Here is a 22,040-nt window from a genome sequence, read left to right on the forward strand (position 1 = left end):
TTAATACATAAAACGATTGTGAAAACGTAGACGATCAAATGCTTGAATAGAATCTGTATCAACGCGTTTACCGATGCGGACCATTAAACAGTTAGCGGGATGCGAACAAATTTCAGGATCATCTGTAGCCATCCATTGTAAGCCACCGGCATTCATCATCTTTTCCATTACTTTTCGGTATTCCCAAACATTCAAGCCTGTTTGTTTTAAATCCCAGTGCCAATAATATTCAGTCGTCAATATAATGTAATCTTCCATATAATCGTCCATCATTGAAACTTCTAATAAGTTCTTTCCGACAGCGCAACCGCGGAAGGCTGGGACAACTTCAATCGCCCCGAGTTCAATTAAGTTTTCAATCTTTCCTTCTGACCATCGTTCAAGTGGATCGGGATATAAGTATGTAACATATCCAACAATCGTTTGGTCATGTCTAGCGATAATGAGACGAGCTTCTGGTAATTTAGAAATTTCGACAATTGCTTTATATTGCTGCTCGGCAGGACGAAACGCAACTAAATCGGGATGAAATTCATACATTTCTAAGTTATGTGTAGAGACAGGACCTTCAATAATTAAAGTGCCTTTCGCTGTTTTTAAGTTTCTAGCATTATATATTTTTTTATGAATCAATGTATTACTCACCACCTTGAGGGTTTGTGAATCTATTAATATCGTACTTTATAATATATGCGATGTGAATCGAAATTTGTCATTAAAAATTTGTCTAAAAATCAACAAAAATACTGAAAATTTTAAATAATGTCATTATAATAGATAATAGAATACATAGGAGGGGGATGTAAAGTATGAAAGTAGAAACGCTTCCTGTCATTAAAGGAGAAAATAATTTGCCGAATTATGATGAGGCATACGCGAATTTTAACTGGGAAGAGGTTAATAAAAACTTTACTTGGAATGAAACAGGCCGAGTAAATATGGCGTATGAGGCAATTGATAAGCATGCGAAATCCGATCGTAAAAATAAAGTAGCCCTTTATTATCAAGATGGATCGCGAAAAGAGAAGTATACATTTAAGGAAATGAAGGATTTTTCTAATAAAGCAGGAAACGTCCTGAAAAATTATGGCGATGTAGAAAAAGGCGATCGCGTTTTTATTTTTATGCCGCGTTCTCCAAAATTATATTTTGCCCTTCTTGGTGCAGTGAAATTAGGGGCAATCGTTGGTCCGTTATTTGAAGCATTTATGGAAGGCGCAGTTCGCGATCGTTTAGAAGATAGTGAAGCAAAGGTATTAATTACAACACCTGAATTGTTAGAGCGCGTACCATTAAATGATTTACCTGCTTTAAAAACAGTCTTCCTTGTTGGAGATAATGTAGAAGAAGGCGGTAAAACAGTAGCGTTCAATCCTTTATTTGAACAAGCTTCAAAAGAATTACATATTGAATGGTTAGGCCGTGAAGACGGTTTGATTCTACATTACACGTCTGGTTCTACTGGTAAGCCAAAAGGTGTGCTTCATGCGCAAAATGCAATGGTGCAGCACCATCAAACGGCAAAATGGGTGCTAGATTTAAAAGAAGATGATGTATATTGGTGCACAGCTGATCCGGGCTGGGTAACTGGAACGGCTTACGGTATTTTTGCACCGTGGTTAGTCGGAGCATCCAATGTTATTTTAGGTGGGCGATTTAGTCCAGAAGCGTGGTATGAAACGCTACAAGATTACGGTGTAACAGTTTGGTACAGCGCACCAACAGCGTTCCGTATGTTAATGGGTGCTGGACAAGACGCAATTAAAAAATACGATTTATCACAAGTGCGCCACGTATTAAGCGTTGGTGAACCGTTAAATCCAGAAGTAATTCGCTGGGGTATGAACGCATTTGGACTTCGTATTCATGATACGTGGTGGATGACAGAAACAGGTGGACAAGTTATTTGTAACTACCCTTGTATGGAAATTCGTCCAGGTTCAATGGGTAAACCAATTCCAGGTGTGAAAGCAGCGATTGTTGATAATGAAGGAAATGAAGTGCCTCCGTACACAATGGGTAACTTAGCAATTGGTAAAGGTTGGCCAGCGATGATGCGTGGAATCTGGAATAACCAGCAAAAGTATGAATCTTACTTTATGCCGGGAGATTGGTACGTATCAGGTGACTCTGCTTATATGGATGAAGATGGATACTTCTGGTTCCAAGGGCGTATTGATGATGTAATTATGACGTCAGGTGAGCGCGTTGGTCCGTTTGAAGTAGAAAGCAAATTAATCGAGCATGCGGCTGTTGCAGAGGCTGGTGTAATTGGTATTCCAGATCCGGTTCGTGGCGAAATTATTAAAGCATTTATCGCGCTTCGAGCAGGATACGAACCATCTGATGAATTAAAAGAAGAGATTCGTCAATTTGTAAAGAAAGGCCTAGCAGCTCATGCAGCGCCAAGACAAATTGAATTTAGAGATAAATTACCGAAAACGAGAAGTGGTAAAATTATGCGCCGCGTATTAAAAGCGTGGGAGTTAAACTTACCAACAGGTGACTTATCAACGATGGAAGATTAAGAGAGGAAGGTCTGAACGAAATAACGTTCAGACCTTTTTTTTATGTTATTATAAACTTATATATATAAGTTGAAGGGGCAGTAAAATGAAAACAGAAAAAGAAAAGATGATACATGGGGAAATGTACATCCCGGCTGATCCAGTTTTAGTACAAGAGAGGGAGCAGGCTCGTATTTTGACGAGAAAATTAAATGATACGCCAGAAGTACAATTAAAAGAGCGTAGCGAAATCGTAAAAGAACTATTCGGAACGACTGGAGATAACATTCATCTTGAATCTTCTTTTAGATGTGATTACGGTTATAACATTCAAGTTGGTGAAAATTTTTACGCGAACTTTGATTGTACAATTTTAGATGTATGCCCGGTGACAATCGGAGTGAACTGTATGTTAGCTCCAGGTGTTCACATTTATACAGCAACACATCCGCTTGATTCAGTAGAGCGCATAAGCGGATCAGAATACGGAAAACCAGTTACAATTGGCGATAACGTATGGATTGGTGGAAGAGCGATTATTAATCCAGGTGTAACGATTGGAGATAATGCGGTTATCGCATCTGGTGCTGTTGTAACGAAAGATGTGCCGGACAATGTAGTAGTTGGCGGAAATCCTGCAAAGATTATTAAAAAAATAAAATAATATTTGAACGAAGTGCCTTCCTCGTCTGTATACATTTATGAAAGAATAGATGAGGGAGGCTTTTTTATGTCTAATAAATTACTTCTTACTTTTGCTGTAATTGGAATTATAGTTGTATTTTCTTGTGGTTTGCTATTACCGATGCCAATCGGATTTAAAGTATCAATGATTACAGCTGGGGTCATGATGATTGTTATGTTTTCAATCATTATCCCATTTGATAGAAAACATATAGTACGGAAAAATGGATATAAAATTGATTTTACAAAAACAAAAGTTTATTTTCGCTGGAATGTATTTGATACGATTTCGGCTTGTCTTGCAGTGTATGCATGCATATGTGTGCAAGCATTAAATATTTTAGTTTCAACCGGACAGACAATTCAAAACCCGTATGTTCAATTTTTTACGAATCAATCACAAGTATGGATTATTGTTGCTAGTTGCTATTTAATTTCCCGCATTTCGTTAACGTTAAAAGGAATAAAGGAGATCAAAAATCATGGCGCAGATTGGGATTGAGGAGGAACTCATGCTTGCGTATCAAAGTGGAGATAAACAGGCGGGAGAAAAACTATATGTTTTAATCAAACCAGCGCTATATACATTTTTGTATCGATTTAACCGAGATGAACAATTAAGTATCGATCTTGTGCAAGATACGTTTTTGATGTTAGAACGAAAGAAACATATGTATGAACTTGAAAAAGGCAAAATAAAAACGTATTTATTTCAAATTGGTTATCGTCTTATGATTAATAAATTAAATAGAAGAAAAAAGTGGCGTACGCTTTTGCCATTTTTAGTGCCGATTCAGGAAAAAGAATTTTCTCACGAAGATCGGCTCACAGTAAGAGAAGCGATTTTGAAAGTTCCTGAAGAACAGCGAGCTGTCCTCATTCTTTCTTATTATCATGATATGCAGCAAAAAGAAATTGCAGAGATATTAAACATTCCAATTGGAACGGTGAAGTCGAGACTTCATAACGGGATAAAGAAATTGAAACAATTACTGGAGGTGGATGAAATTGAGCGAAAATCCCTTTAAGAATGAATATAAATTACAGCAACATTTAGATAGTGACCATGTAGAAATACCAGATTTTCCAAAAACGGTAAGTCGCTTCGATCGATTAATCGGATTTCTTGGTTCTCCAGCGAAAGATCCTGTGGAGGCGACGATTGGGAATGATTTATCGGTTGTGTTTCATGTGTCGTTATTAGTTGGGGTTCCAATTCTTTCTCTTATTACGATACTCTTTGCGACGTTGTAAAGGATTGGTAAGAAGAGAACACCTACCTCTATTTGACACGCCTATATAAATGATGGTATAAAGAAAAGTATATGAATAATTGAGCGTGGAAAGGGAGAAGTAGTGATCATTTCCCTGTTTTAGAGAGCTGATGGTCGGTGAAAATCAGCACATAGATGATCGCGAATTACGCCCCTAGAGCATCTTTTTTCGATTGAATTGTATTCAAAAGGGAAAAGACGGTGCTAAGCCGTTATGTAAATAAGGTGGTAGGCTTTTTTTGGCCTGCAACTAGGGTGGTAACGCGATAATCAAAATCGTCCCTTATTTAAAGGGGGCGATTTTTTTATGTTTTCAACCTTCACGCCAGTAATGAACTTAAAGGAGAGTATGTAGGATATGGGTATTTTACAAGATCTTGAATTTCGCGGTCTAATTAATCAGCAAACAGATGCTGAGGGACTTGAGCAATTATTAGAAAAAGAAAGCGTTAAATTATACTGTGGTTTCGATCCGACAGCAGATAGCTTACACATCGGTCATATGTTACCAGTATTAATGTTACGTCGCTTCCAATTAGCTGGTCACCAACCAATCGCACTTGTTGGCGGTGGTACTGGTATGATCGGTGACCCAAGTGGTAAAAAAGCAGAACGTACATTAAATACGAAAGATACAGTTGCTTACTACACAGAAAGCATTAAAAACCAACTTTCAAACTTCTTAGAGTTTGAAAACGTGGACAACCCAGCAACAATGGCTAACAACTATGATTGGCTTGGTAACTTAGATGTCATTTCATTCTTACGCGATATCGGTAAAAACTTCGGTTTAAACTATATGTTAGCAAAAGATACAGTAGCATCTCGTTTAGATACTGGTATTTCATTCACTGAGTTTAGTTATATGATTTTACAATCATACGACTTCTTAAACTTATACCAAAACCATAATTGCCGTCTACAAATCGGTGGTAGTGACCAATGGGGTAACATTACAGCTGGCCTTGAATTAATTCGTAAATCAGAAGAAGATGCGAAAGCATTCGGTTTAACAATTCCACTAGTTACAAAATCTGATGGTACGAAGTTTGGTAAAACAGAAGGCGGCGCAATTTGGTTAGACCCAGAGAAAACAACTCCTTACGAGTTCTACCAATTCTGGATTAACACAGATGACCGCGACGTTGTTAAATACTTAAAATACTTCACATTCTTATCTCATGAAGAAATTCTTGAGCTTGAAAAGCAAGTAGCTGAAGCTCCGGAAAAACGTGCAGCACAAAAAGCATTAGGTTCTGAAATGACAAAACTTGTTCACGGCGAAGAAGCATTAGAGCAAGCGATTAAAATTTCAGCTGCATTATTCAGCGGCTCTGTAGCAGAACTGACTGCAAGCGAAATCGAGCAAGGATTCAAAGACGTACCATCTGTAGAACGTACTGCAGAAGATACAGTATTAATCGACTTACTTGTAGAAAGCAAAATCTCTCCATCAAAACGTCAAGCACGTGAAGATGTAACGAATGGTGCAATCTACGTAAACGGTGAGCGTACACAAGCATTAGACTACGTTGTAACAGAAAACGACCGCATCGAAGGTAAATTCACAATCATTCGCCGCGGTAAAAAGAAATATTTCTTAATTCGTTACTAATCAGAAACGAATATAAAACAAATAGTACCCCGAATTGTAGGATGAAAAGTCTATAATTCGGGTTTTTTTATGTATGAATTTAGATTGTCTCACCAGTTCTTGTAAATAGAATATGAAGAATTAATACGATCATATAAAGTAAGCTAATGAGCATAACAATAAATGCTGTTGGATAAAATTTTGCCGCATATATAAAGAAATCGATTTGATAAATATCTTGGTAATTTGAAACGGTGCCTTTAAAGTAATTCGTAAACTTAGCGCTATATTTCCATTCATCGGGATAGTCTATTAAATTACTTCCCTGATACCAATTAATAAGCGCGGAAGTAATAAAAAGCATACATGCACTACCTAATTGAACCATTTGGTTTATTTTCAAAATGAATCAACCTCCTATTTTATGGTTATTATAGCGTGCATTCATATTCCTGTAACCTTTTTGTTGTAATCTCCTTTTCGAATTCATACGGAAATCACATGTAAGCGGTATGATAAATGTATAACAAATAGAAAGGAGTGGTAAAACAAAATGTCACTAGAAGCGCTCATTATTTTTTCTTTGCTAAATGCGGGTCAGCTTGCAGAGAATTCGAAGGTTGATGTACATAAAGAGCAGAAAGATGCTTATGTATATGTGCAGAAAGAGGAAAATAAATAATTTTATTTTATATATAAACGAAAAAAGCCAATCCAGAGGATTGGCTTTTTGTCATTAACGAGAGTAGAACTCTACGATTAATGCTTCGTTGATTTCAGCTGCTAACTCAGAACGCTCAGCGTGACGAGTGTAAGTAGCTTCTAATTTATCAGCATCGAAAGTTAAGTATTCTGGTACGAAGTTGTTAACTTCGATCGCTTCTTTAACAACAACAAGGCTGTTAGATTTTTCGCGAACGCTGATTGTTTGACCAGGTTTTACACGGTAAGATGGGATATCTACGCGAGATCCATCAACTGTGATGTGGCCGTGGTTTACTAATTGGCGAGCTGCACGACGAGTGCGAGCTAAGCCCATACGGTAAACTAGGTTGTCAAGACGAGCTTCAAGAAGGATCATGAAGTTTTCGCCGTGCTTACCAGGCATTTTACCTGCTTGGTCAAATGTGCGACGGAATTGACGCTCAGTCATGCCGTACATGTGACGAAGTTTTTGTTTCTCTTGTAATTGTAAACCGTATTCTGAAAGTTTCTTACGTTGGTTAGGACCGTGAGGACCTGGTGCGTAAGGGCGTTTTTCTAATTCTTTTCCTGTGCCGCTTAGAGAGATTCCAAGACGACGAGACAGTTTCCAAGCTGGACCTGTATAACGAGCCATAGTTGACTCCTCCTTTAAAAATGTTTTTATTTACGTAAAATAAAAACAGACGTAATCGATATTTACGGGCATTTTGTTTTCATGTACCTTCGCTCCAGCAGCAGGGAGTTACGAGATACACCTCCGTAGAGGAACAAAATACAAACGATAAACTCACATTACAAGGCTGCCTTTTTATTTTACACAAACGCTATTATATCTTTTACCTAGAGTTTCGTCAAGCGGGTACGTTTTTGTTTTATGCATATAAATTTTGGAAATTAATAAGAAGGAATTTAAAACGATATACAAGAAGTGATAGAAACACAAATAAAACGCTTACATAAAATGTAGTAAAAAATGTTCATTAATTTTTTGTTGATGAATATGCGGTATAAAAACATAAAAGGGGATGTTTTTATGAAAAAGAAGCATATGGAGACAGCGTTAATTCATCACGGTTATACATCTGAGGAACATAAAGGAAGTTTAACACCACCGCTATTTCAAACGTCTACATTTACATTTGAGACTGCGCAGCAAGGAGAGGCGAGTTTTGCGGGAGTGGATCCATCTTATATTTACTCAAGACTTGGAAATCCAACTGTAAAATTATTTGAAGAACGTATGGCGGTGTTAGAAGGAGGAGAAGAAGCACTTGCTTTCGGATCCGGTATGGCAGCTATTTCCGCAACGTTAATTGGTTTTCTAAAAGCTGGAGATCATATTATTTGTTCAAATGGATTATATGGGTGCACGTACGGATTTTTAGAAGTGTTAGAAGAGAAATTTATGATTACGCATTTGTTTTGTGATATGGAGACAGAGGCTGATATTGAAAATAAAATCCGTCCAAATACGAAGCTTATTTTCGTTGAAACGCCGATTAATCCAACGATGAAATTAATTGATTTAAAACAAGTAATTCGGGTTGCGAAGCGAAATGGTTTACTTGTCATTGTTGATAATACGTTTTGTTCACCTTATTTACAAAGACCACTTGAGCTTGGTTGTGATGCAGTTGTGCATAGTGCGACAAAATATATTGGCGGTCACGGCGATGTTGTGGCGGGTGTAACGATTTGTAAAACGAAAGCGTTAGCTGAAAAAATTCGCCCGATGCGAAAAGATATCGGCGGTATTATGGCGCCGTTTGATGCATGGTTATTGTTACGCGGATTAAAGACGTTGGCGGTAAGAATGGACCGCCATTGTGATAATGCAGAAAAAATTGTATCGTTCCTGAAAAATCATGATGCGGTAGAAGGTGTTTGGTATCCAGAAGGTGAGTTAGCATCTCGCCAAATGAAACGGGGCGGCGGTGTGATTTCTTTTTCAGTAAAAGGCGGAAAAGAAGAGACACAAGCGTTTATCAATGACCTTCACTTTATTACAATTGCCGTAAGTTTAGGGGATACAGAAACGTTAATTCAGCATCCGGCAACGATGACGCACGCTGCGATTCCGGCTGAGCTAAGACAAGAAATGGGCATTTACGATAATTTAATACGTTTATCTGTCGGTTTAGAATCATGGGAGGATATCGTTTCTGATTTAGAGCAGGCATTAAAGAAAATATCTACTGTTAGTAATCAATAAAAAAGAGTGAGCTATCGGTTTCGTACGTGATGTACGCAATCGATAACTCACTCTTTTCTTTTTTAAATATGTTTTAGGAGTGTTTCCACAAACTTTTCTAAATAGCGCTGATCTACTTCATCAAAACGATTTTTTTCAGGGCTATCAATATCAAGTACACCAATGACAGTTCCTTCTTTCACGATCGGTACAACGATTTCTGAATTAGAAGCACTATCGCAAGCGATATGTCCTGGGAATTGGTGAACGTCTGCTACAAGCTGCGTCGTTTTTGTTTCAGCTGCTGCGCCGCAAACGCCTCGTCCAAATGGAATGCGCACGCAAGCAGGCATTCCTTGGAAAGGTCCAAGAACAAGCTGATTTCCTTCTGTTACATAAAAGCCAACCCAATTCACACGATCTAAAAATTGATTTAATAATGCGGACGCATTTGATAAGTTTGCGACTACGTTCGGTTCGCCAGTTAATAATGCATCCAGTTGTTTAATTACTGTCTCGTATTGTTCTTCACGAGAACCTGCATAACTTTCTTTTGTAAACATGGAAACAACTCCCTTTTTATCGAGATGTGTAAAATATTAGCAAAATACGATGTATTTCACATGACTTTGTCGATAGAAAATTAAAGGAATTTGTCTTAAAAGTCAAGAAATTTAAACTATAGCTGTTCAGTGAGAGGAAGTGAGCGCATGAAACAGACGAAACAAAAAGTAATTGATGCGGCAATATCGTTGTTTAACACGAAAGGTTATGATGGAACGTCGGTGCGAGAAATTGCAAAGCGAGCGGATGTGAATGTAGCGAATATTTCATATTATTTTGCTGGAAAGCAAGGTTTATTAGAACAGCTTATTACTGACTTTTTAGAAGGATATATTCATGTGATTGAAACGTCCTTTGAACAGAGAGAATATTTGTCGGCTAAAGATATGATGGTGCAAATGGTGCGTGGGATTTTACGATATCAATTTGAAAATAGGGAATTGACACGTTTCTTTTACCGAGAGCTTTCGCTTGATACGACATTAATTCGCGAAGTGATGACCATTTACTTTTCTAAAGAAAGATATTATATAGAGCAAATTATAAAGCATGGACAAATGAAGCAAGAATTTAAAAAGGTATCTTTTACAATGTTTATGACGCAATTAAAAGGCATGATGAATATGCCGTTTTTATATCCGCAATATATATCAGAAGTGCTGCATTCTTTTCCGTCTGAGACATTTTTCATAGAAATGTACACGAAAGAAATTGAACAATGGATGGAACACACATTATGTATAACGAATATATACTATGAATTACCAAGAGCTGTTCATATGTGAAGAATCCCCACCTAACGAACTGAGGTGGGGATTTTTGTGCTTTCTTTCCTTTGCCATACATTGTTGCATAATAGCGCGATAATTGTTAATGAGGCTCCGGCAATTTCAATTTTGTCGACTGTATAACCTCGAAAGATGGAACCGATAAGTGCAAGTACAGGAACTAAATTCATAAATAATATGCCGTTAATAGATGAAATATAGCGATTTCCTGTGTTCCAGCAAAATACAGCGATAACACCTGCAACAATCGACATATACAAGAGTTCAAAACGAACGCTCATAATGGTACGAAGTGACGGCATAGTAACGATGTTTGTGTAAGTGAAGAAAGTGACGATAACGATGAGTGAAACCGAGCCGAATAAACAAGTTAACGTCGTATATCGAAGTGGTGACCAAGATTGAAAACGAGCACCACCGTTCGTATAAATGACCCAGCAAGTAACGCCGCATAGCATAAGTATATTTGTTGAGAGGTGACTGGCAGCTCCAAATAAAAAGTGAATATTTCCTTTTGAAATGACAAGCATAACACCGAGCAATGCAACGAACATACAAAGGAATGTGTAGTTTTGTGGGCGTTTGTTTTTTGTTATCCACTGCAATAATAAAGCGATGAGCGGCATAAGAGATTGAATCATTGCAGCATGAATGGCCCCAGAAGGCCCGGCAAGTTGTTGGCCGTAAAAAATGAGAAAACCATATCCAGCGAAACCGACTGTTCCGTAAAAGAATAACGAAAGTGTTCTTTTTTCTAAGTGGAGTGAAGTTTTTCCTTCAGTAATGAATAGCAAAATAAGAAAAATAATAGCTGCTGATCCGTATCGGATAGTTGTGAAGAAGAACGGATCGATAAACTGCAGAGCATTTGCCATGACAGGAAACATAAATCCCCAAGCCGTTACGGCAAGTAAGCATAGGAGGGATCCGAGTAGCATTTGTTTTTTGTCCAAGAGTATCTTTCCCCTTTTCATTTCGTTATAGTAAGTTGATGAAATAAGTATAAAGAGTAATTGTTTATAGAGGGAAATATCGATTTTTTATGACAGTTATAACTTTTTGTTAGAGGTGTGTACGATGGATTTGGAAGCAGTACGATCGTTTATTGAAGTGAAGAATACGCGAAGTTTATCAAAGGCGAGTAAGCTTTTACATATTTCTCAACCGGCGCTTAGTAAGCAAATTCAAAGGTTAGAAGCGGATTTAGAGGTTACTTTACTGAAGCGTTCCGCGCAAGGAGTGGAATTAACAGAAGCTGGAGAGTTATTTATAACAAGAATGTTACCGATTTTGGAACACATCCATGAAGTGAAAGCCGAAATGAAGAATTTTCAAGAGAAGCGGAAAATTTCTATAGGCATATTGCCAAGTTTAGCAGCGCATTATATATCAAAATGTAAAGATGTATTAGGTGAAGAATTCGAAGTAGAATGGAAAATTGAGCATACGAAAGTACTAATGGGACTCTTTAAAGAGCGGAAGATTGAAGCGATGTTCGTCGATTCAGTAGTAGAAGACGCTACGTGTATAAAAGAAATGCGAGAAGAAAAAATTGTTTGTGTAGTTTCAAGTGATCATCTTTATAAAGAGAAAATAGTAATCCGAATGGAAGATTTGCAAAATGAAAAGTTAATCGTATATCCAGAAATTTGTGATGTAAGGAAAATGATTACGAATATGTTTCAAGGGATAGGTGCGAAACCAATCATTGCATTTGAAACTTCTTATGCAGAACCGATGCTTGCAATGGTCGGAGCTGGACTTGGTATTACGTTACTTCCAGAAATGGCAGTAGAGCAAGCGGTAAAGCAAGGAAATGTGCATGCGATTTTAATTGAGCCACCACTTGTGCGCAAAATTTATTTCGTATCTCATATGAAAGAGAACCTGTTATTACAATCATTTGATGATGGGAGATAATCCAAACAGAAGATTGAGAAAGATTACAATTGCATTGAAAGAAACATGAAATTTTAAAAAAAACTAGGTCAAAAACAAGCCATTACATGGTATGATTAGTACATTGTTAGTTGTTAAATATAGGGGGATTCCCTTTTTATACATAATGCCTTCCATTTCATAAACGGAACGGACAAAAAAAGAGATATAACTAGGAGGCTTTTTTGCATGGATTCTATCCTGACGATCGTTATCATTGTAGTAAGCTCTATTCTAGTGCTGCTCATGATAGAGCTTGTGATAAGAAATCGTTCATATAAAGATATTGAAGCACTGGAGCAGTGGAAACAAGAGATAAAAGATAAGCCTGTGGCAGATGAACTAAAACGGGTGAAAGACTTAAATATGACAGGTCAAACAGAAGAACTGTTTGGTAAATGGCGTGAAGAATGGGATGAGATTGTATCAACAACCCTTCCGAAAGCAGACAAAGATTTAGCGCAAGCGCGAAAATTCGCCTCGCAATTCTCCTTCCGAAAAGCAAAGCATGCGATGAATGAATCCATAAGTGGTTTAGATGACGCTGATAATCGTATTACAGACATTTTAAATGAATTACAGCAATTGTTAGAAAGCCATGAAAAAAATAGCTCGGAAATTGAAGGGTTACGTGATACATATCGTAGTATGAAGAAGAGTGTTCTTGCTCATAGACATATGTATGGAGCAGCAGAGCAGAAAATCGAAGAAATGCTAGACGCTGAATCTAATAAGTTTAAAAGCTTTGAAGAGGCAACAGATAATGGCGACTATTTAAAAGCGAGAGAAATTGTTATTAGTTTGGAAGAAGGTTTGGCAAACTTAGAAATCATTATTCACCAAATTCCAGATTTATTGGTAGAGTGTCAAGCGACGTTACCAGTTCAGCTGGAAGATTTATTACACGGACATAATGATATGGTAAGACAAGGTTATGTATTAGAGTATTTGGAAGTCCCTAAAGAAGTTCGTGATATGACGACACAACTACAAACATGTTTAATGGATATACAGGAGCTTCATATAACGGAAGCAGCTGAAAAAGTAGAAAACTTAAAAACGCGTTTAGATGGCTTCTATGATCAACTGGAACAAGAAGTACATGCGAGACATTATGTGGAGCAAAAAACACTTTCTGTTTATGAAGACTTAGAAGAAATTCGCATTGAAACGATTGAAACAAAAGCAGAAACACAACTAGTGAAACAAAGTTATCAGTTACAAGATAAGGACATTGAGTCTCAAAAAGTAATTGAAAAGCAAATGCACATTTTGATGAAACGTTTTGAAATGCTGCAATTACGCGTTGCGGAACAAGATATTGCCTTCTCTATTATTCGTGAGGAACTAGAAGAGGTTTATGAGCAATGTGAAACGTTAAAAGTACTTCATGCAGAATATAAAGAAATGTTGCAAACGATGCGTAAAGAAGAATTTGAAGCGCGTGAGAAGTTACAAGAAATGCGAAATATCATTTTTGAAACGAAACGTTTTATGAAAAAGTCGAATTTGCCAGGTCTTCCAGAAAGCATTATGGAAGATTTAAAAAGAGGACAAATGGCAATGCAAGCTGTATATGAACAGTTAGAAGTGAAACCGTTAAATATGAACGCTGTAAATAGCAGTTTAGAAGAAGCGTACACAACTGTTAATGGTGTAGCTGAAATGACAGAAGAGTTAATTGGACAAGCGTATTTAGTTGAAAAATTAATTCAATACGGTAATCGTTACCGCAGTCATGATGAGAACCTTGCAGAGAGCTTAAATTATGCGGAGAAATTATTCCGTGAATATCAATACGATGCAGCTTTAGAACAAGCGGCTTCTATACTAGAGCAACTTGAACCTGGCGTTGTTCAAAAAATAGCTGAATATGTAGACAATGAACAAACCCTTTCATAAGGGTTTGTTTTTTTGTGTAATTTTGGGGACGATGTTGCTATAATGAATAGCGGAATACAGTAAGGTTATTCGTTTTAAAATATAGTGAAACTGTAGTCAGTAGGGTCATCCTCGCTAATTATCGGCCTTCACAATCGGGATAAAATGGAACCTTTGAGTAGTCTTAGCGTAATTACACGTATTTGTGATATGATTATATGATGTGATAGCGCTGAAAGGGGAAGAACGATGATCTATTTTGATAATAGTGCGACGACGAAGCCATATCCAGAAGCCCTTCAATCGTACGTAACGGTTGCTGGAAAATATTTTGGAAACCCTTCTTCTATTCATTCGCTTGGGGGAGAGGCAGAGCGTCTATTAACACAATCAAGAACGATTGCAGCGCAGCTTCTTCATGTTAAACCTTCTGAGGTTATTTTCACATCAGGTGGAACGGAAGGGAATAACCTTGCGATTAAAGGAATAGCGATGAGGAATCGTTCGCGCGGTAAACATATCATTACAACAAATATTGAACACGCGTCTGTGTTTGAAGCATATAAACAATTAGAAGATCTCGGTTTTGATGTAACATATTTACCGGTTAATGAGCATGGTGTTGTATCGGTAGAGGATGTAAAACGAGCACTTCGTGAAGATACGATTCTTGTGTCAATTATTCATGTGAACAACGAGACTGGAGCAATTCAGCCTGTTGCTGAAATTGGAACGTTATTATCGAACTATCCGAAAATAAGATTCCATGTGGACCATGTACAAGGGATAGGAAAAGTACCGCTTGATTTATATGCTTCTCATATTGATCTTTGCTCAATATCTGGACATAAATTCCACAGTGTAAAGGGAACGGGTCTTCTTTATGTACGTGATGGCGTAAGGTTAGATCCAATTTTATCAGGTGGTCAACAAGAGTTTAAATATCGCTCTGGTACAGAAAACTTACCTGGCATTGTAGCGATGGTGAAAGCACTTCGCATGACAATGGAACAAGTGAAAGAAAAGATAGCTCATTTGCACAATTTACAAACAGAGCTTGTCCGTTTCTTTAAAGAGATGGAAGATGTAACGATCAATACGTCGCTTGCATATGCAGCACCGCACATTTTAAATGTATCATTTGTTGGTTTAAAACCAGAAGTGGTCGTTCATGCTTTAGAAGAGCACGGTGTATATGTATCGACGAAGTCTGCTTGTTCTTCAAAAGCAAATGAAGTGAGCAGAGTGTTAGTGTCAATGGGAGTACCCCATGCCGCTGCTGCAAGTGCTATTCGCATTAGTTTGGCACCAGAAAACACGATGGAAGAAGTAAAACAATTTGAAGGTATTGTGAAAGAGACGATGCCAAAATTACATGAAGTGATGAGGTAAAGGAATATGATGACATATGAATATATTTTAGTTCGTTATGGAGAGATGACGACTAAAGGTAAGAACCGCTCTAAATTTGTAAGCACATTAAAAGATAACGTAAAGTTTAAACTGAAAAAGTTCCCAAATATTAAAATCGATGCAACGCATGATCGTATGTACATCCAATTAAATGGCGAAGACCATGAAGCAATTTCTGAAAGATTGAAAGATGTATTTGGTATTCATAAGTTTAACTTAGCGATGAAAGTACCATCAGAATTAGAAGATATTAAAAAAGGTGCATTAGCAGCTTTCTTACAAGTAAAAGGTGATGTAAAAACATTTAAAATTACAGTGCACCGTTCTGATAAGCGCTTCCCAATGAAGACGATGGAGTTACTTCCAGAAATCGGTGGACACATTTTAGAAAATACAGAGGATATCACAGTAGATGTTCATAATCCAGATGTGAATGTACGTATAGAAATTCGCAGTGGTTACAGCTATATTATGTGTGGTGAGCATATGGGAGCTGGTGGTTTACCAGTTGGCGTTGGCGGAAAAGTAATGGTACTTCTTTCTGGTGGTATCGATAGCCCAGTAGCAACGTACTTAACGATGAAACGCGGCGTGTCTGTGGAAGCAGTTCATTTCCATAGCCCACCTTTCACAAGCGAGCGTGCAAAACAAAAAGTAATCGATTTAGCACAAGAGTTAACGAAGTACTGTAAACGTGTAACGCTTCACCTTGTTCCATTTACAGAAGTGCAAAAAACGATTAATAAAGAAATTCCATCTAGCTATTCAATGACAGTTATGCGCCGTATGATGATGCGTATTACAGAGCGTATCGCAGAGGAGCGTAATGCACTTGCAATCACGACTGGTGAAAGTCTTGGGCAAGTAGCAAGCCAAACGTTAGATAGTATGCATACAATTAACGAAGTAACAAACTATCCGGTTATTCGTCCACTTATTACGATGGATAAATTAGAAATTATTAAAATTGCTGAAGAAATCGGCACATATGATATTTCAATTCGTCCGTACGAAGATTGCTGTACAGTATTCACACCAGCAAGCCCAGCGACGAAGCCGAAGCGTGAAAAAGCGAATCGTTTTGAAGCGAAATACGATTTCACACCATTAATCGATGAAGCTGTAGCGAACAAAGAAACAATGGTATTACAAACGGTAGAAGTAGTGGCGGAAGAAGAAAAATTCGAAGAACTTTTCTAAAACCATAAATTACCATATCTAAAATATGTATGAAGTCATGTTGTTTATCACACTCTATACTCACAAGGAGGTGATACAACATGGCAAGCACAAATAAATTAGCAGTATCTGGTGCTCAAGCAGCATTAGATCAAATGAAATACGAAATCGCTCAAGAGTTTGGTGTTCAACTTGGAGCTGATGCAACATCTCGCGCTAACGGTTCTGTTGGTGGCGAAATCACTAAACGTCTAGTTTCACTAGCTGAGCAACAATTAGGCGGTTTCCAAAAATAATCCCATATATGATGGCTTAGAAAGAGCGGGTTCTCCCGCTCTTTCTTTTTGTTGTTTGCACCGTTATACATTTATTTCGACATAGACATAAAAAATTTGTCAAAAGAAGAGGGTTCAAAATTAACTGAAAATTCTTTATTATATAAGGGAGGCATAGAAATGGAGGAGGATATTGTATGAAGAGAGAAGAATTGTTGGCGCCGCCGTCTTATAATTTAGTTTCTGAAATAGAGAAATATACAAGTGATAAAGAGAAGCTTGCTTTAATTTGGCAAGATGATAAAGGGAATAGACGAGAAGTTACATACGCTGAGTTAATGAAAGGTGCGAATAAAATTGGAAACGCTTTTATAAAGAGTGGTCTCCAAAAAGGGGACAAGCTCCTCATTATGATGCCACGTTTAATTGAAGCATACATGACGTATATCGCTGCGATTAAAGCGGGATTTGTCGTAATTCCGAGTTCGGAAATGTTGCGCAAGAAGGATATTGAATATCGTATTGGGCACGGGGAAGTAAAAGCAATCGTAAGTTATGAGCCGTACATTGGGCAGTTTGATGATATAGAAGCGATGAAATCTCTTCAAAAATTCGTTCTGAGCGAGCAGTCAGTAGATGGATGGATTAATTTAAAAACAGCGTTAGAAACAGAAAGTGACCTGTTAGAAATGACAACGACAGATAAAGAAGATATGGTCTTTTTATCTTACACGTCAGGGACGACAGGAAATCCAAAAGGTGTTGTTCATACGCATGCATGGGCATACGCTCATTTACGTACGAGCGCTCCAAACTGGCTCGGGATTGAAGTGAATGATGTTGTATGGGCGACGGCTAGTCCAGGCTGGCAAAAGTGGATTTGGAGCCCGTTTTTAGCAACTCTCGGATCAGGTGCAACAGGATTTGTATACAACGGTAAATTTGAACCGAAAACATATTTAAATTTGTTAGACGATAATAAGGTGAACGTGCTGTGTTGCACGCCGACTGAGTATAGATTAATGGCAAAAGTAGAGGACTTAAGTGAGTACAATTTAGAAGCGTTACATAGCGCTGTATCCGCAGGTGAGCCGTTAAATAGGGAAGTCATTGAAACGTTCCAAAAGCACTTTAATATTACAGTGAGAGATGGCTATGGACAAACGGAAAATACATTGCTTGTTGGTGTAATGAAAGGGATGGATATTAGACCAGGATCAATGGGAAAACCAACGCCAGGCAACCACGTTGATATTGTAGATGAGGAAGGTATTCCAGTACAGGTAGGAGAAGTTGGTGATATTGCAGTTCACATTGAAACGCCAGCCCTCTTTAAACAATATTATAAAGACGATGAGCGCACAGCGATGCAATTCCGCGGTGATTATTATATTACCGGCGATAAAGCGAAGAAAGATGAAGAAGGCTATTTCTGGTTTGAAGGGCGCGGTGATGATATTATTATTAGCTCTGGTTATACAATTGGACCGTTTGAAGTAGAAGATGCGCTCGTAAAACATCCTTACGTAAGAGAGTGTGCGGTTGTCGCAAGCCCTGATGAAATTCGCGGAAGTGTCGTGAAGGCATTTATCGTATTAAGAGAGAATATAGACAAGAACGAAGAAACATTAATCCCAGTACTCCAACAACACGTCAAAGAACTCACTGCACCATATAAATACCCTCGCAAAATTGAATTTGTAGATGAACTACCAAAAACGATTTCCGGAAAAATTCGCCGTATTGAACTTAGAAAACAAGAGATGGAGATTCCGTCAAAATAATTTTGAAAACAGTGAAGGAAATAGTTGAATGAAATGGCAAACAATGATAAGATAAAAACGAACGTAAGTTCGATTTTATAAATTTAAAAAAGAGGTGTCCGTATGATTTTAGGGATTAATCCGTACTTAGTTTTAGATGGTAGTGGGCAAGAGGCTGTACAGTTTTATAAAGAGGCGTTAGACGCAAAAGTAGAAGTCATGCAAACTTTTGGAGATATGCCTGAAAATCCAGAATACCCGATTCCAGCTGAAGCAAAAGAGCGCGTTTTACATGCTACTTTAAAAGTTGGTAATACGGACCTTATGATTTCTGATACATTCCCAGGTCAAGGGCATGCAATCGGATCTCAAGTAACAATCGCAATTCAAATTAGTAATGCAGAAAAAGCGAAAGAAGTATTCGAAAAGTTACAAGAGGGTGGAGAAGTTATTATGCCACTTCAAGAAACGTTCTGGAGCCCAGCATACGGACAACTAAAAGATAAATTTAGCATTGAATGGCAAATCACAACGAATCCTACTGAGCAAAAGTAATTTTTAGAAAAGCACCATGTTTTGAAATGGTGCTTTTTTTTATACAATAAATACAAAGGAGATGGGATATATGGGAGAAATTTGGTATGGCGGCACCATTTACACGATGCGAGAAGAGAATGAAAAAGTAGACGCTGTTTATGTTGAAAAGGGCATGATCGTTGATGTCGGGAGTAAAGAAGAGTTAGAAGACCGATATGCTACGGTTAAATTTCACGATTTAGAAGGCAAAACGATGATTCCAGGTCTCGTTGATAGTCATATGCATCTGATTGGTCATGGGGAGAGATTACTTCGATTAGATCTATCAAATTGTACATCTTATAGCGAAGTGTTGACTCTTGTTCAGAACCGAGTAGAAGAAGCGCCAAAAGGTTCTTGGATTATTGGAGAAGGCTGGAATGAAAATAATTTTACAGATACAAAAAAAGTTCACGTACGTGATCTAGATGAAATCTCTAAAGAACACCCCATTTTATTAAAGCGCGTTTGTCGCCACGTTACATGGGTGAATTCATACATATTGCAAGAGGCGAACATAACAGAAATGACGCAAGACCCGAAAGGCGGGAAAATCGGCCGGGATTCATTAAATATGTTAACAGGCCTTTTATATGAACAAGGGCAAGAATTAATTAAACATGTGCAGCCGGAAATTGATGAAGCTTATTTACAAAGAGCCCTGCAAACAGCAATTAAAAATTGTTGGCAATATGGACTCGTTGGCGGGCATACGGAAGATTTAAATTATTACGGTGGTTTTAGAAAAACGCACAATGCTTTTTCTCATGTTATAAAGGAAATGTCATTTAAAGCACATTTACTCGTTCACCATGAAGTAGCAGGTGAACGAAAAGAATATGAAAATGAGCATTATATTGAATTTGGGGCGATGAAAATTTTTTCTGATGGCTCTTTTGGCGGAAGAACAGCTTTATTAAGTGAACCGTATGAAGATGCGGAGGAAACAAATGGAGTTGCAATTTTCTCACGTGAAGAGCTTGCGGAGTTAGTGAAAAAGGCACGAGATTTACATATGTCAGTAGCGATTCATACAATCGGTGATTTATCGCTCCAGTATGTTATTGATGCACTTGAATTATATCCACCAGTAGAAGGATTACGCGACCGCATTATTCATTGTCAGCTCGCTCGTGAAGAGTTGATTGAGAGAATGAAACATTTACCGGCTATTATTGATATTCAGCCCGTCTTTGTGTCATCGGACTTCCCATCAGTCATTGAAAAACTAGGCAAGAATCGTCTTCGTTATGCATACGCGTGGAAGACGTTACTAGAAGCAGGATTACACTGCAATGGTGGATCTGACGCACCAATTGAACAAGTGAATCCGTTTTTAGGCATATATAGCGCTGTTACACGTAGAAGTTTTATTGACGGTGTATGCTATATGCCAGAGGAAAGATTAACGGTATATGAAGCTATCTCTTTATTTACAACAGGAAGTGCCTATGCAATCGGAAAAGAAACGAAGCGAGGAAAAATCGCAAAAGGATATGAGGCAGACTTTACCATAGTAGATCGAAACATATTTGAAATAGAGGCAGAAGAAATAAAAGAAGTACAAGCAGAAATGACCGTAATTGATGGGAAGATTGTGTATAGGAAAGACGCGTGAAAATATATCGACTTACCGACAAAAAATGACAAGAATAGTGGCCGGTAGCGAGAGAAATAAATAACCGCCGAATTATGGAATCCCGTAATTCGGCGGTTATTTTAATACTATAAAAACGTTCTCTGTACTTTTTCCCAGAAGGAATTGTTTTTTAATTTAACTGTTTTAATTTGTTTATCGCTTAAGCGTACAACAACTTTTTCCACTTGTTTAATGCTAAGCGCTTCATTATCCATACCGATAACAGGATAATCGTTACCGTTTGGTTTTAGTTTTAAAGTTAATGTACGCTTGTGATTTAAAATGAACGGTGAACCGAGCGTACGGTATGTGTTGTTATTTAATGATGCGAGTTCGCTTACTTGGAAGCATGGGATGAGCGGATCAACAACCGCACCATGTAACGATTTATTGTAAGCTGTACTTCCTGTTGGGGTAGAAACAACTAAACCGTCCCCTCTAAATGTTTCGAAATATAGATCATCAACGTGAACATCTACTACGAATGTTTTAATAATGCTAGAACGTAATGAGAACTCATTTAAACAATGGAAAGATGTACCGTGATCTACATCTACCTGAATTGTTGGGTATTTTCGCACTTCAATTTCATTTTTTGTAATTTCTTGAAGGGCTGTATCAACGTGATCAATATGGAAATCGCAGTAGAACGAAATTTCATCTTTCGTAGAAATCCCTGCGTATAAGCAATCTTCTCTAAAACCAGTTTTACGAACGGCTTGTAAGAAAGTTGCATCATCTCCAACACTGACGATAGCGTTTGCATTTTTTGGATTATCTAATATGGTGAATCCATTCTCTTCTAAAATACGATAGATTGGTTTCATTTTTTCAACGAGCGTTGCTTTGTCATCACCATAAAAGAAAAATAAATTGCGACGATCTGCCATTATGTATCCCTCCACTGCAGTTAAATTTTCTGTTTTTCGTGCTACATATCATCCAAATACGTTCTTGAAGATATGTTCAAATAATATATTTCGATATAAAATGTCAAAATCCTTTTTTTATTTTTAGAAAAATTTTTATATTCAATCTTAAAGGATTCTGTTTAATGATGAATAAACTT

Annotated in this window: 23 protein-coding genes and 1 other annotated feature; of the genes, 17 read left to right on the plus strand and 6 right to left on the minus strand. The window is 37.6% G+C overall.

Annotated elements, in window-relative coordinates:
- The gene (acuA, locus tag ILT06_RS01185; protein ID WP_063222474.1) at positions 1-633 is read right to left on the minus strand and encodes an acetoin utilization protein acetyltransferase AcuA; all 633 of its coding nucleotides are present in this window, start codon (positions 631-633) and stop codon (positions 1-3) included.
- A 176-nt stretch (positions 634-809) separates the two neighbouring features.
- On the opposite strand from acuA, the gene acsA reads away from it, so the two are divergent.
- From acsA to tyrS, 6 genes are all read left to right on the plus strand, one after another.
- Positions 810-2,528: an acetate--CoA ligase gene (gene acsA / locus ILT06_RS01190; protein WP_154131656.1), complete on the plus strand. Its 1,719-nt coding sequence runs from the start codon at positions 810-812 to the stop codon at positions 2,526-2,528.
- An 85-nt stretch (positions 2,529-2,613) separates the two neighbouring features.
- Positions 2,614-3,171 (plus strand): maltose acetyltransferase domain-containing protein, encoded by a 558-nt coding sequence (locus tag ILT06_RS01195; RefSeq protein WP_088047999.1) that lies wholly within the window; start codon positions 2,614-2,616, stop codon positions 3,169-3,171.
- 66 nt (positions 3,172-3,237) lie between these two features.
- Positions 3,238-3,693, plus strand: a complete 456-nt coding sequence (locus tag ILT06_RS01200) for a hypothetical protein (protein ID WP_064474569.1) — start codon at positions 3,238-3,240, stop codon at positions 3,691-3,693.
- Positions 3,674-4,219, plus strand: coding sequence for an RNA polymerase sigma factor (locus ILT06_RS01205; protein WP_098101986.1), 546 nt, complete (start codon positions 3,674-3,676; stop codon positions 4,217-4,219). Before ILT06_RS01200 ends, ILT06_RS01205 begins: the two co-directional genes overlap by 20 nt.
- Entirely contained in the window at positions 4,200-4,445 is a 246-nt protein-coding gene (locus ILT06_RS01210) for a hypothetical protein (RefSeq protein WP_088048001.1), read from the plus strand. The genes ILT06_RS01205 and ILT06_RS01210 overlap by 20 nt, the downstream gene beginning before the upstream one ends.
- 77 nt (positions 4,446-4,522) lie before the next feature.
- Positions 4,523-4,752, plus strand: a binding site (T-box leader).
- Positions 4,753-4,823: 71 nt separating this feature from the next.
- Entirely contained in the window at positions 4,824-6,080 is a 1,257-nt protein-coding gene (gene tyrS / locus ILT06_RS01215) for a tyrosine--tRNA ligase (protein WP_000512075.1), read from the plus strand.
- A 79-nt stretch (positions 6,081-6,159) separates the two neighbouring features.
- Here tyrS and ILT06_RS01220 read toward each other — a convergent pair whose 3' ends face one another.
- Entirely contained in the window at positions 6,160-6,462 is a 303-nt protein-coding gene (locus tag ILT06_RS01220) for a YjdJ family protein (protein WP_088048002.1), read from the minus strand.
- A gap of 150 nt (positions 6,463-6,612) precedes the next feature.
- On the opposite strand from ILT06_RS01220, the gene ILT06_RS01225 reads away from it, so the two are divergent.
- Positions 6,613-6,741, plus strand: a complete 129-nt coding sequence (locus ILT06_RS01225; protein ID WP_000050944.1) for a hypothetical protein — start codon at positions 6,613-6,615, stop codon at positions 6,739-6,741.
- Between the two features lie 54 nt (positions 6,742-6,795).
- Here the strand turns inward: ILT06_RS01225 and rpsD are convergent, their stop codons facing one another.
- Positions 6,796-7,398 (minus strand): 30S ribosomal protein S4, encoded by a 603-nt coding sequence (gene rpsD, locus ILT06_RS01230; RefSeq protein WP_000135322.1) that lies wholly within the window; start codon positions 7,396-7,398, stop codon positions 6,796-6,798.
- Between the two features lie 399 nt (positions 7,399-7,797).
- Between rpsD and megL the strand changes: the two genes are divergently transcribed.
- On the plus strand, positions 7,798-8,976 hold the full coding sequence (gene megL, locus ILT06_RS01235) for a methionine gamma-lyase (RefSeq protein ID WP_222654771.1): 1,179 nt from the start codon (positions 7,798-7,800) through the stop codon (positions 8,974-8,976).
- 62 nt (positions 8,977-9,038) lie between these two features.
- Here the strand turns inward: megL and ILT06_RS01240 are convergent, their stop codons facing one another.
- Complete coding sequence (locus ILT06_RS01240) at positions 9,039-9,518, minus strand: GAF domain-containing protein (protein WP_098101984.1); 480 nt, start codon at positions 9,516-9,518, stop codon at positions 9,039-9,041.
- A 147-nt stretch (positions 9,519-9,665) separates the two neighbouring features.
- Between ILT06_RS01240 and refZ the strand changes: the two genes are divergently transcribed.
- On the plus strand, positions 9,666-10,304 hold the full coding sequence (gene refZ / locus ILT06_RS01245; RefSeq protein ID WP_000814940.1) for a forespore capture DNA-binding protein RefZ: 639 nt from the start codon (positions 9,666-9,668) through the stop codon (positions 10,302-10,304).
- An 11-nt stretch (positions 10,305-10,315) separates the two neighbouring features.
- On the opposite strand, the gene ILT06_RS01250 is transcribed toward refZ, so the two are convergent.
- Positions 10,316-11,260, minus strand: coding sequence for a DMT family transporter (locus tag ILT06_RS01250; RefSeq protein WP_000358804.1), 945 nt, complete (start codon positions 11,258-11,260; stop codon positions 10,316-10,318).
- Positions 11,261-11,384: 124 nt separating this feature from the next.
- Here ILT06_RS01250 and ILT06_RS01255 point away from each other — a divergent pair, with 124 nt between their 5' ends.
- From ILT06_RS01255 to ILT06_RS01290, 8 genes are all read left to right on the plus strand, one after another.
- The gene (locus ILT06_RS01255; protein WP_064474574.1) at positions 11,385-12,227 is read left to right on the plus strand and encodes a LysR family transcriptional regulator; all 843 of its coding nucleotides are present in this window, start codon (positions 11,385-11,387) and stop codon (positions 12,225-12,227) included.
- A gap of 207 nt (positions 12,228-12,434) precedes the next feature.
- Positions 12,435-14,147 (plus strand): septation ring formation regulator EzrA, encoded by a 1,713-nt coding sequence (gene ezrA / locus ILT06_RS01260; protein WP_064474575.1) that lies wholly within the window; start codon positions 12,435-12,437, stop codon positions 14,145-14,147.
- 228 nt (positions 14,148-14,375) lie between these two features.
- Positions 14,376-15,518: a cysteine desulfurase family protein gene (locus tag ILT06_RS01265; RefSeq protein ID WP_098101983.1), complete on the plus strand. Its 1,143-nt coding sequence runs from the start codon at positions 14,376-14,378 to the stop codon at positions 15,516-15,518.
- A 6-nt stretch (positions 15,519-15,524) separates the two neighbouring features.
- Positions 15,525-16,739 carry a tRNA uracil 4-sulfurtransferase ThiI gene (thiI, locus tag ILT06_RS01270; protein ID WP_000989277.1) on the plus strand — a complete coding sequence of 405 codons (1,215 nt, stop codon included), beginning with the start codon at positions 15,525-15,527 and terminating at the stop codon, positions 16,737-16,739.
- Between the two features lie 80 nt (positions 16,740-16,819).
- Positions 16,820-17,014 carry an alpha/beta-type small acid-soluble spore protein gene (locus tag ILT06_RS01275; RefSeq protein ID WP_000168890.1) on the plus strand — a complete coding sequence of 65 codons (195 nt, stop codon included), beginning with the start codon at positions 16,820-16,822 and terminating at the stop codon, positions 17,012-17,014.
- A 176-nt stretch (positions 17,015-17,190) separates the two neighbouring features.
- Positions 17,191-18,777 carry an acyl-CoA synthetase MbcS gene (gene mbcS / locus ILT06_RS01280; RefSeq protein WP_149173673.1) on the plus strand — a complete coding sequence of 529 codons (1,587 nt, stop codon included), beginning with the start codon at positions 17,191-17,193 and terminating at the stop codon, positions 18,775-18,777.
- 102 nt (positions 18,778-18,879) lie between these two features.
- Positions 18,880-19,311 carry a VOC family protein gene (locus ILT06_RS01285; protein WP_088048009.1) on the plus strand — a complete coding sequence of 144 codons (432 nt, stop codon included), beginning with the start codon at positions 18,880-18,882 and terminating at the stop codon, positions 19,309-19,311.
- 70 nt (positions 19,312-19,381) lie between these two features.
- Positions 19,382-20,950, plus strand: a complete 1,569-nt coding sequence (locus ILT06_RS01290; protein ID WP_222654772.1) for an amidohydrolase — start codon at positions 19,382-19,384, stop codon at positions 20,948-20,950.
- Between the two features lie 107 nt (positions 20,951-21,057).
- On the opposite strand, the gene ILT06_RS01295 is transcribed toward ILT06_RS01290, so the two are convergent.
- Entirely contained in the window at positions 21,058-21,861 is an 804-nt protein-coding gene (locus ILT06_RS01295; RefSeq protein ID WP_064474580.1) for an NAD kinase, read from the minus strand.
- Positions 21,862-22,040 lie beyond the last annotated feature (179 nt).

Origin of the sequence: Bacillus sp. 17RED48 (assembly GCF_019837545.1) — a bacterium.
GTDB lineage: Bacteria > Bacillota > Bacilli > Bacillales > Bacillaceae_G > Bacillus_A > Bacillus_A wiedmannii.

Coding starts and splice junctions, on each gene's coding strand:
- acsA (WP_154131656.1), top strand. CDS start 810: ATGAAAGTAGAAACGCTTCCTGTCATTAAAGGAGAAAATAATTTGCCG.
- ILT06_RS01195 (WP_088047999.1), top strand. CDS start 2,614: ATGAAAACAGAAAAAGAAAAGATGATACATGGGGAAATGTACATCCCG.
- ILT06_RS01200 (WP_064474569.1), top strand. CDS start 3,238: ATGTCTAATAAATTACTTCTTACTTTTGCTGTAATTGGAATTATAGTT.
- ILT06_RS01205 (WP_098101986.1), top strand. CDS start 3,674: ATGGCGCAGATTGGGATTGAGGAGGAACTCATGCTTGCGTATCAAAGT.
- tyrS (WP_000512075.1), top strand. CDS start 4,824: ATGGGTATTTTACAAGATCTTGAATTTCGCGGTCTAATTAATCAGCAA.
- ILT06_RS01225 (WP_000050944.1), top strand. CDS start 6,613: ATGTCACTAGAAGCGCTCATTATTTTTTCTTTGCTAAATGCGGGTCAG.
- rpsD (WP_000135322.1), bottom strand. CDS start 7,398: ATGGCTCGTTATACAGGTCCAGCTTGGAAACTGTCTCGTCGTCTTGGA.
- megL (WP_222654771.1), top strand. CDS start 7,798: ATGAAAAAGAAGCATATGGAGACAGCGTTAATTCATCACGGTTATACA.
- ILT06_RS01240 (WP_098101984.1), bottom strand. CDS start 9,518: ATGTTTACAAAAGAAAGTTATGCAGGTTCTCGTGAAGAACAATACGAG.
- refZ (WP_000814940.1), top strand. CDS start 9,666: ATGAAACAGACGAAACAAAAAGTAATTGATGCGGCAATATCGTTGTTT.
- ILT06_RS01255 (WP_064474574.1), top strand. CDS start 11,385: ATGGATTTGGAAGCAGTACGATCGTTTATTGAAGTGAAGAATACGCGA.
- ezrA (WP_064474575.1), top strand. CDS start 12,435: ATGGATTCTATCCTGACGATCGTTATCATTGTAGTAAGCTCTATTCTA.
- ILT06_RS01265 (WP_098101983.1), top strand. CDS start 14,376: ATGATCTATTTTGATAATAGTGCGACGACGAAGCCATATCCAGAAGCC.
- thiI (WP_000989277.1), top strand. CDS start 15,525: ATGATGACATATGAATATATTTTAGTTCGTTATGGAGAGATGACGACT.
- ILT06_RS01275 (WP_000168890.1), top strand. CDS start 16,820: ATGGCAAGCACAAATAAATTAGCAGTATCTGGTGCTCAAGCAGCATTA.
- mbcS (WP_149173673.1), top strand. CDS start 17,191: ATGAAGAGAGAAGAATTGTTGGCGCCGCCGTCTTATAATTTAGTTTCT.
- ILT06_RS01285 (WP_088048009.1), top strand. CDS start 18,880: ATGATTTTAGGGATTAATCCGTACTTAGTTTTAGATGGTAGTGGGCAA.
- ILT06_RS01290 (WP_222654772.1), top strand. CDS start 19,382: ATGGGAGAAATTTGGTATGGCGGCACCATTTACACGATGCGAGAAGAG.
- ILT06_RS01295 (WP_064474580.1), bottom strand. CDS start 21,861: ATGGCAGATCGTCGCAATTTATTTTTCTTTTATGGTGATGACAAAGCA.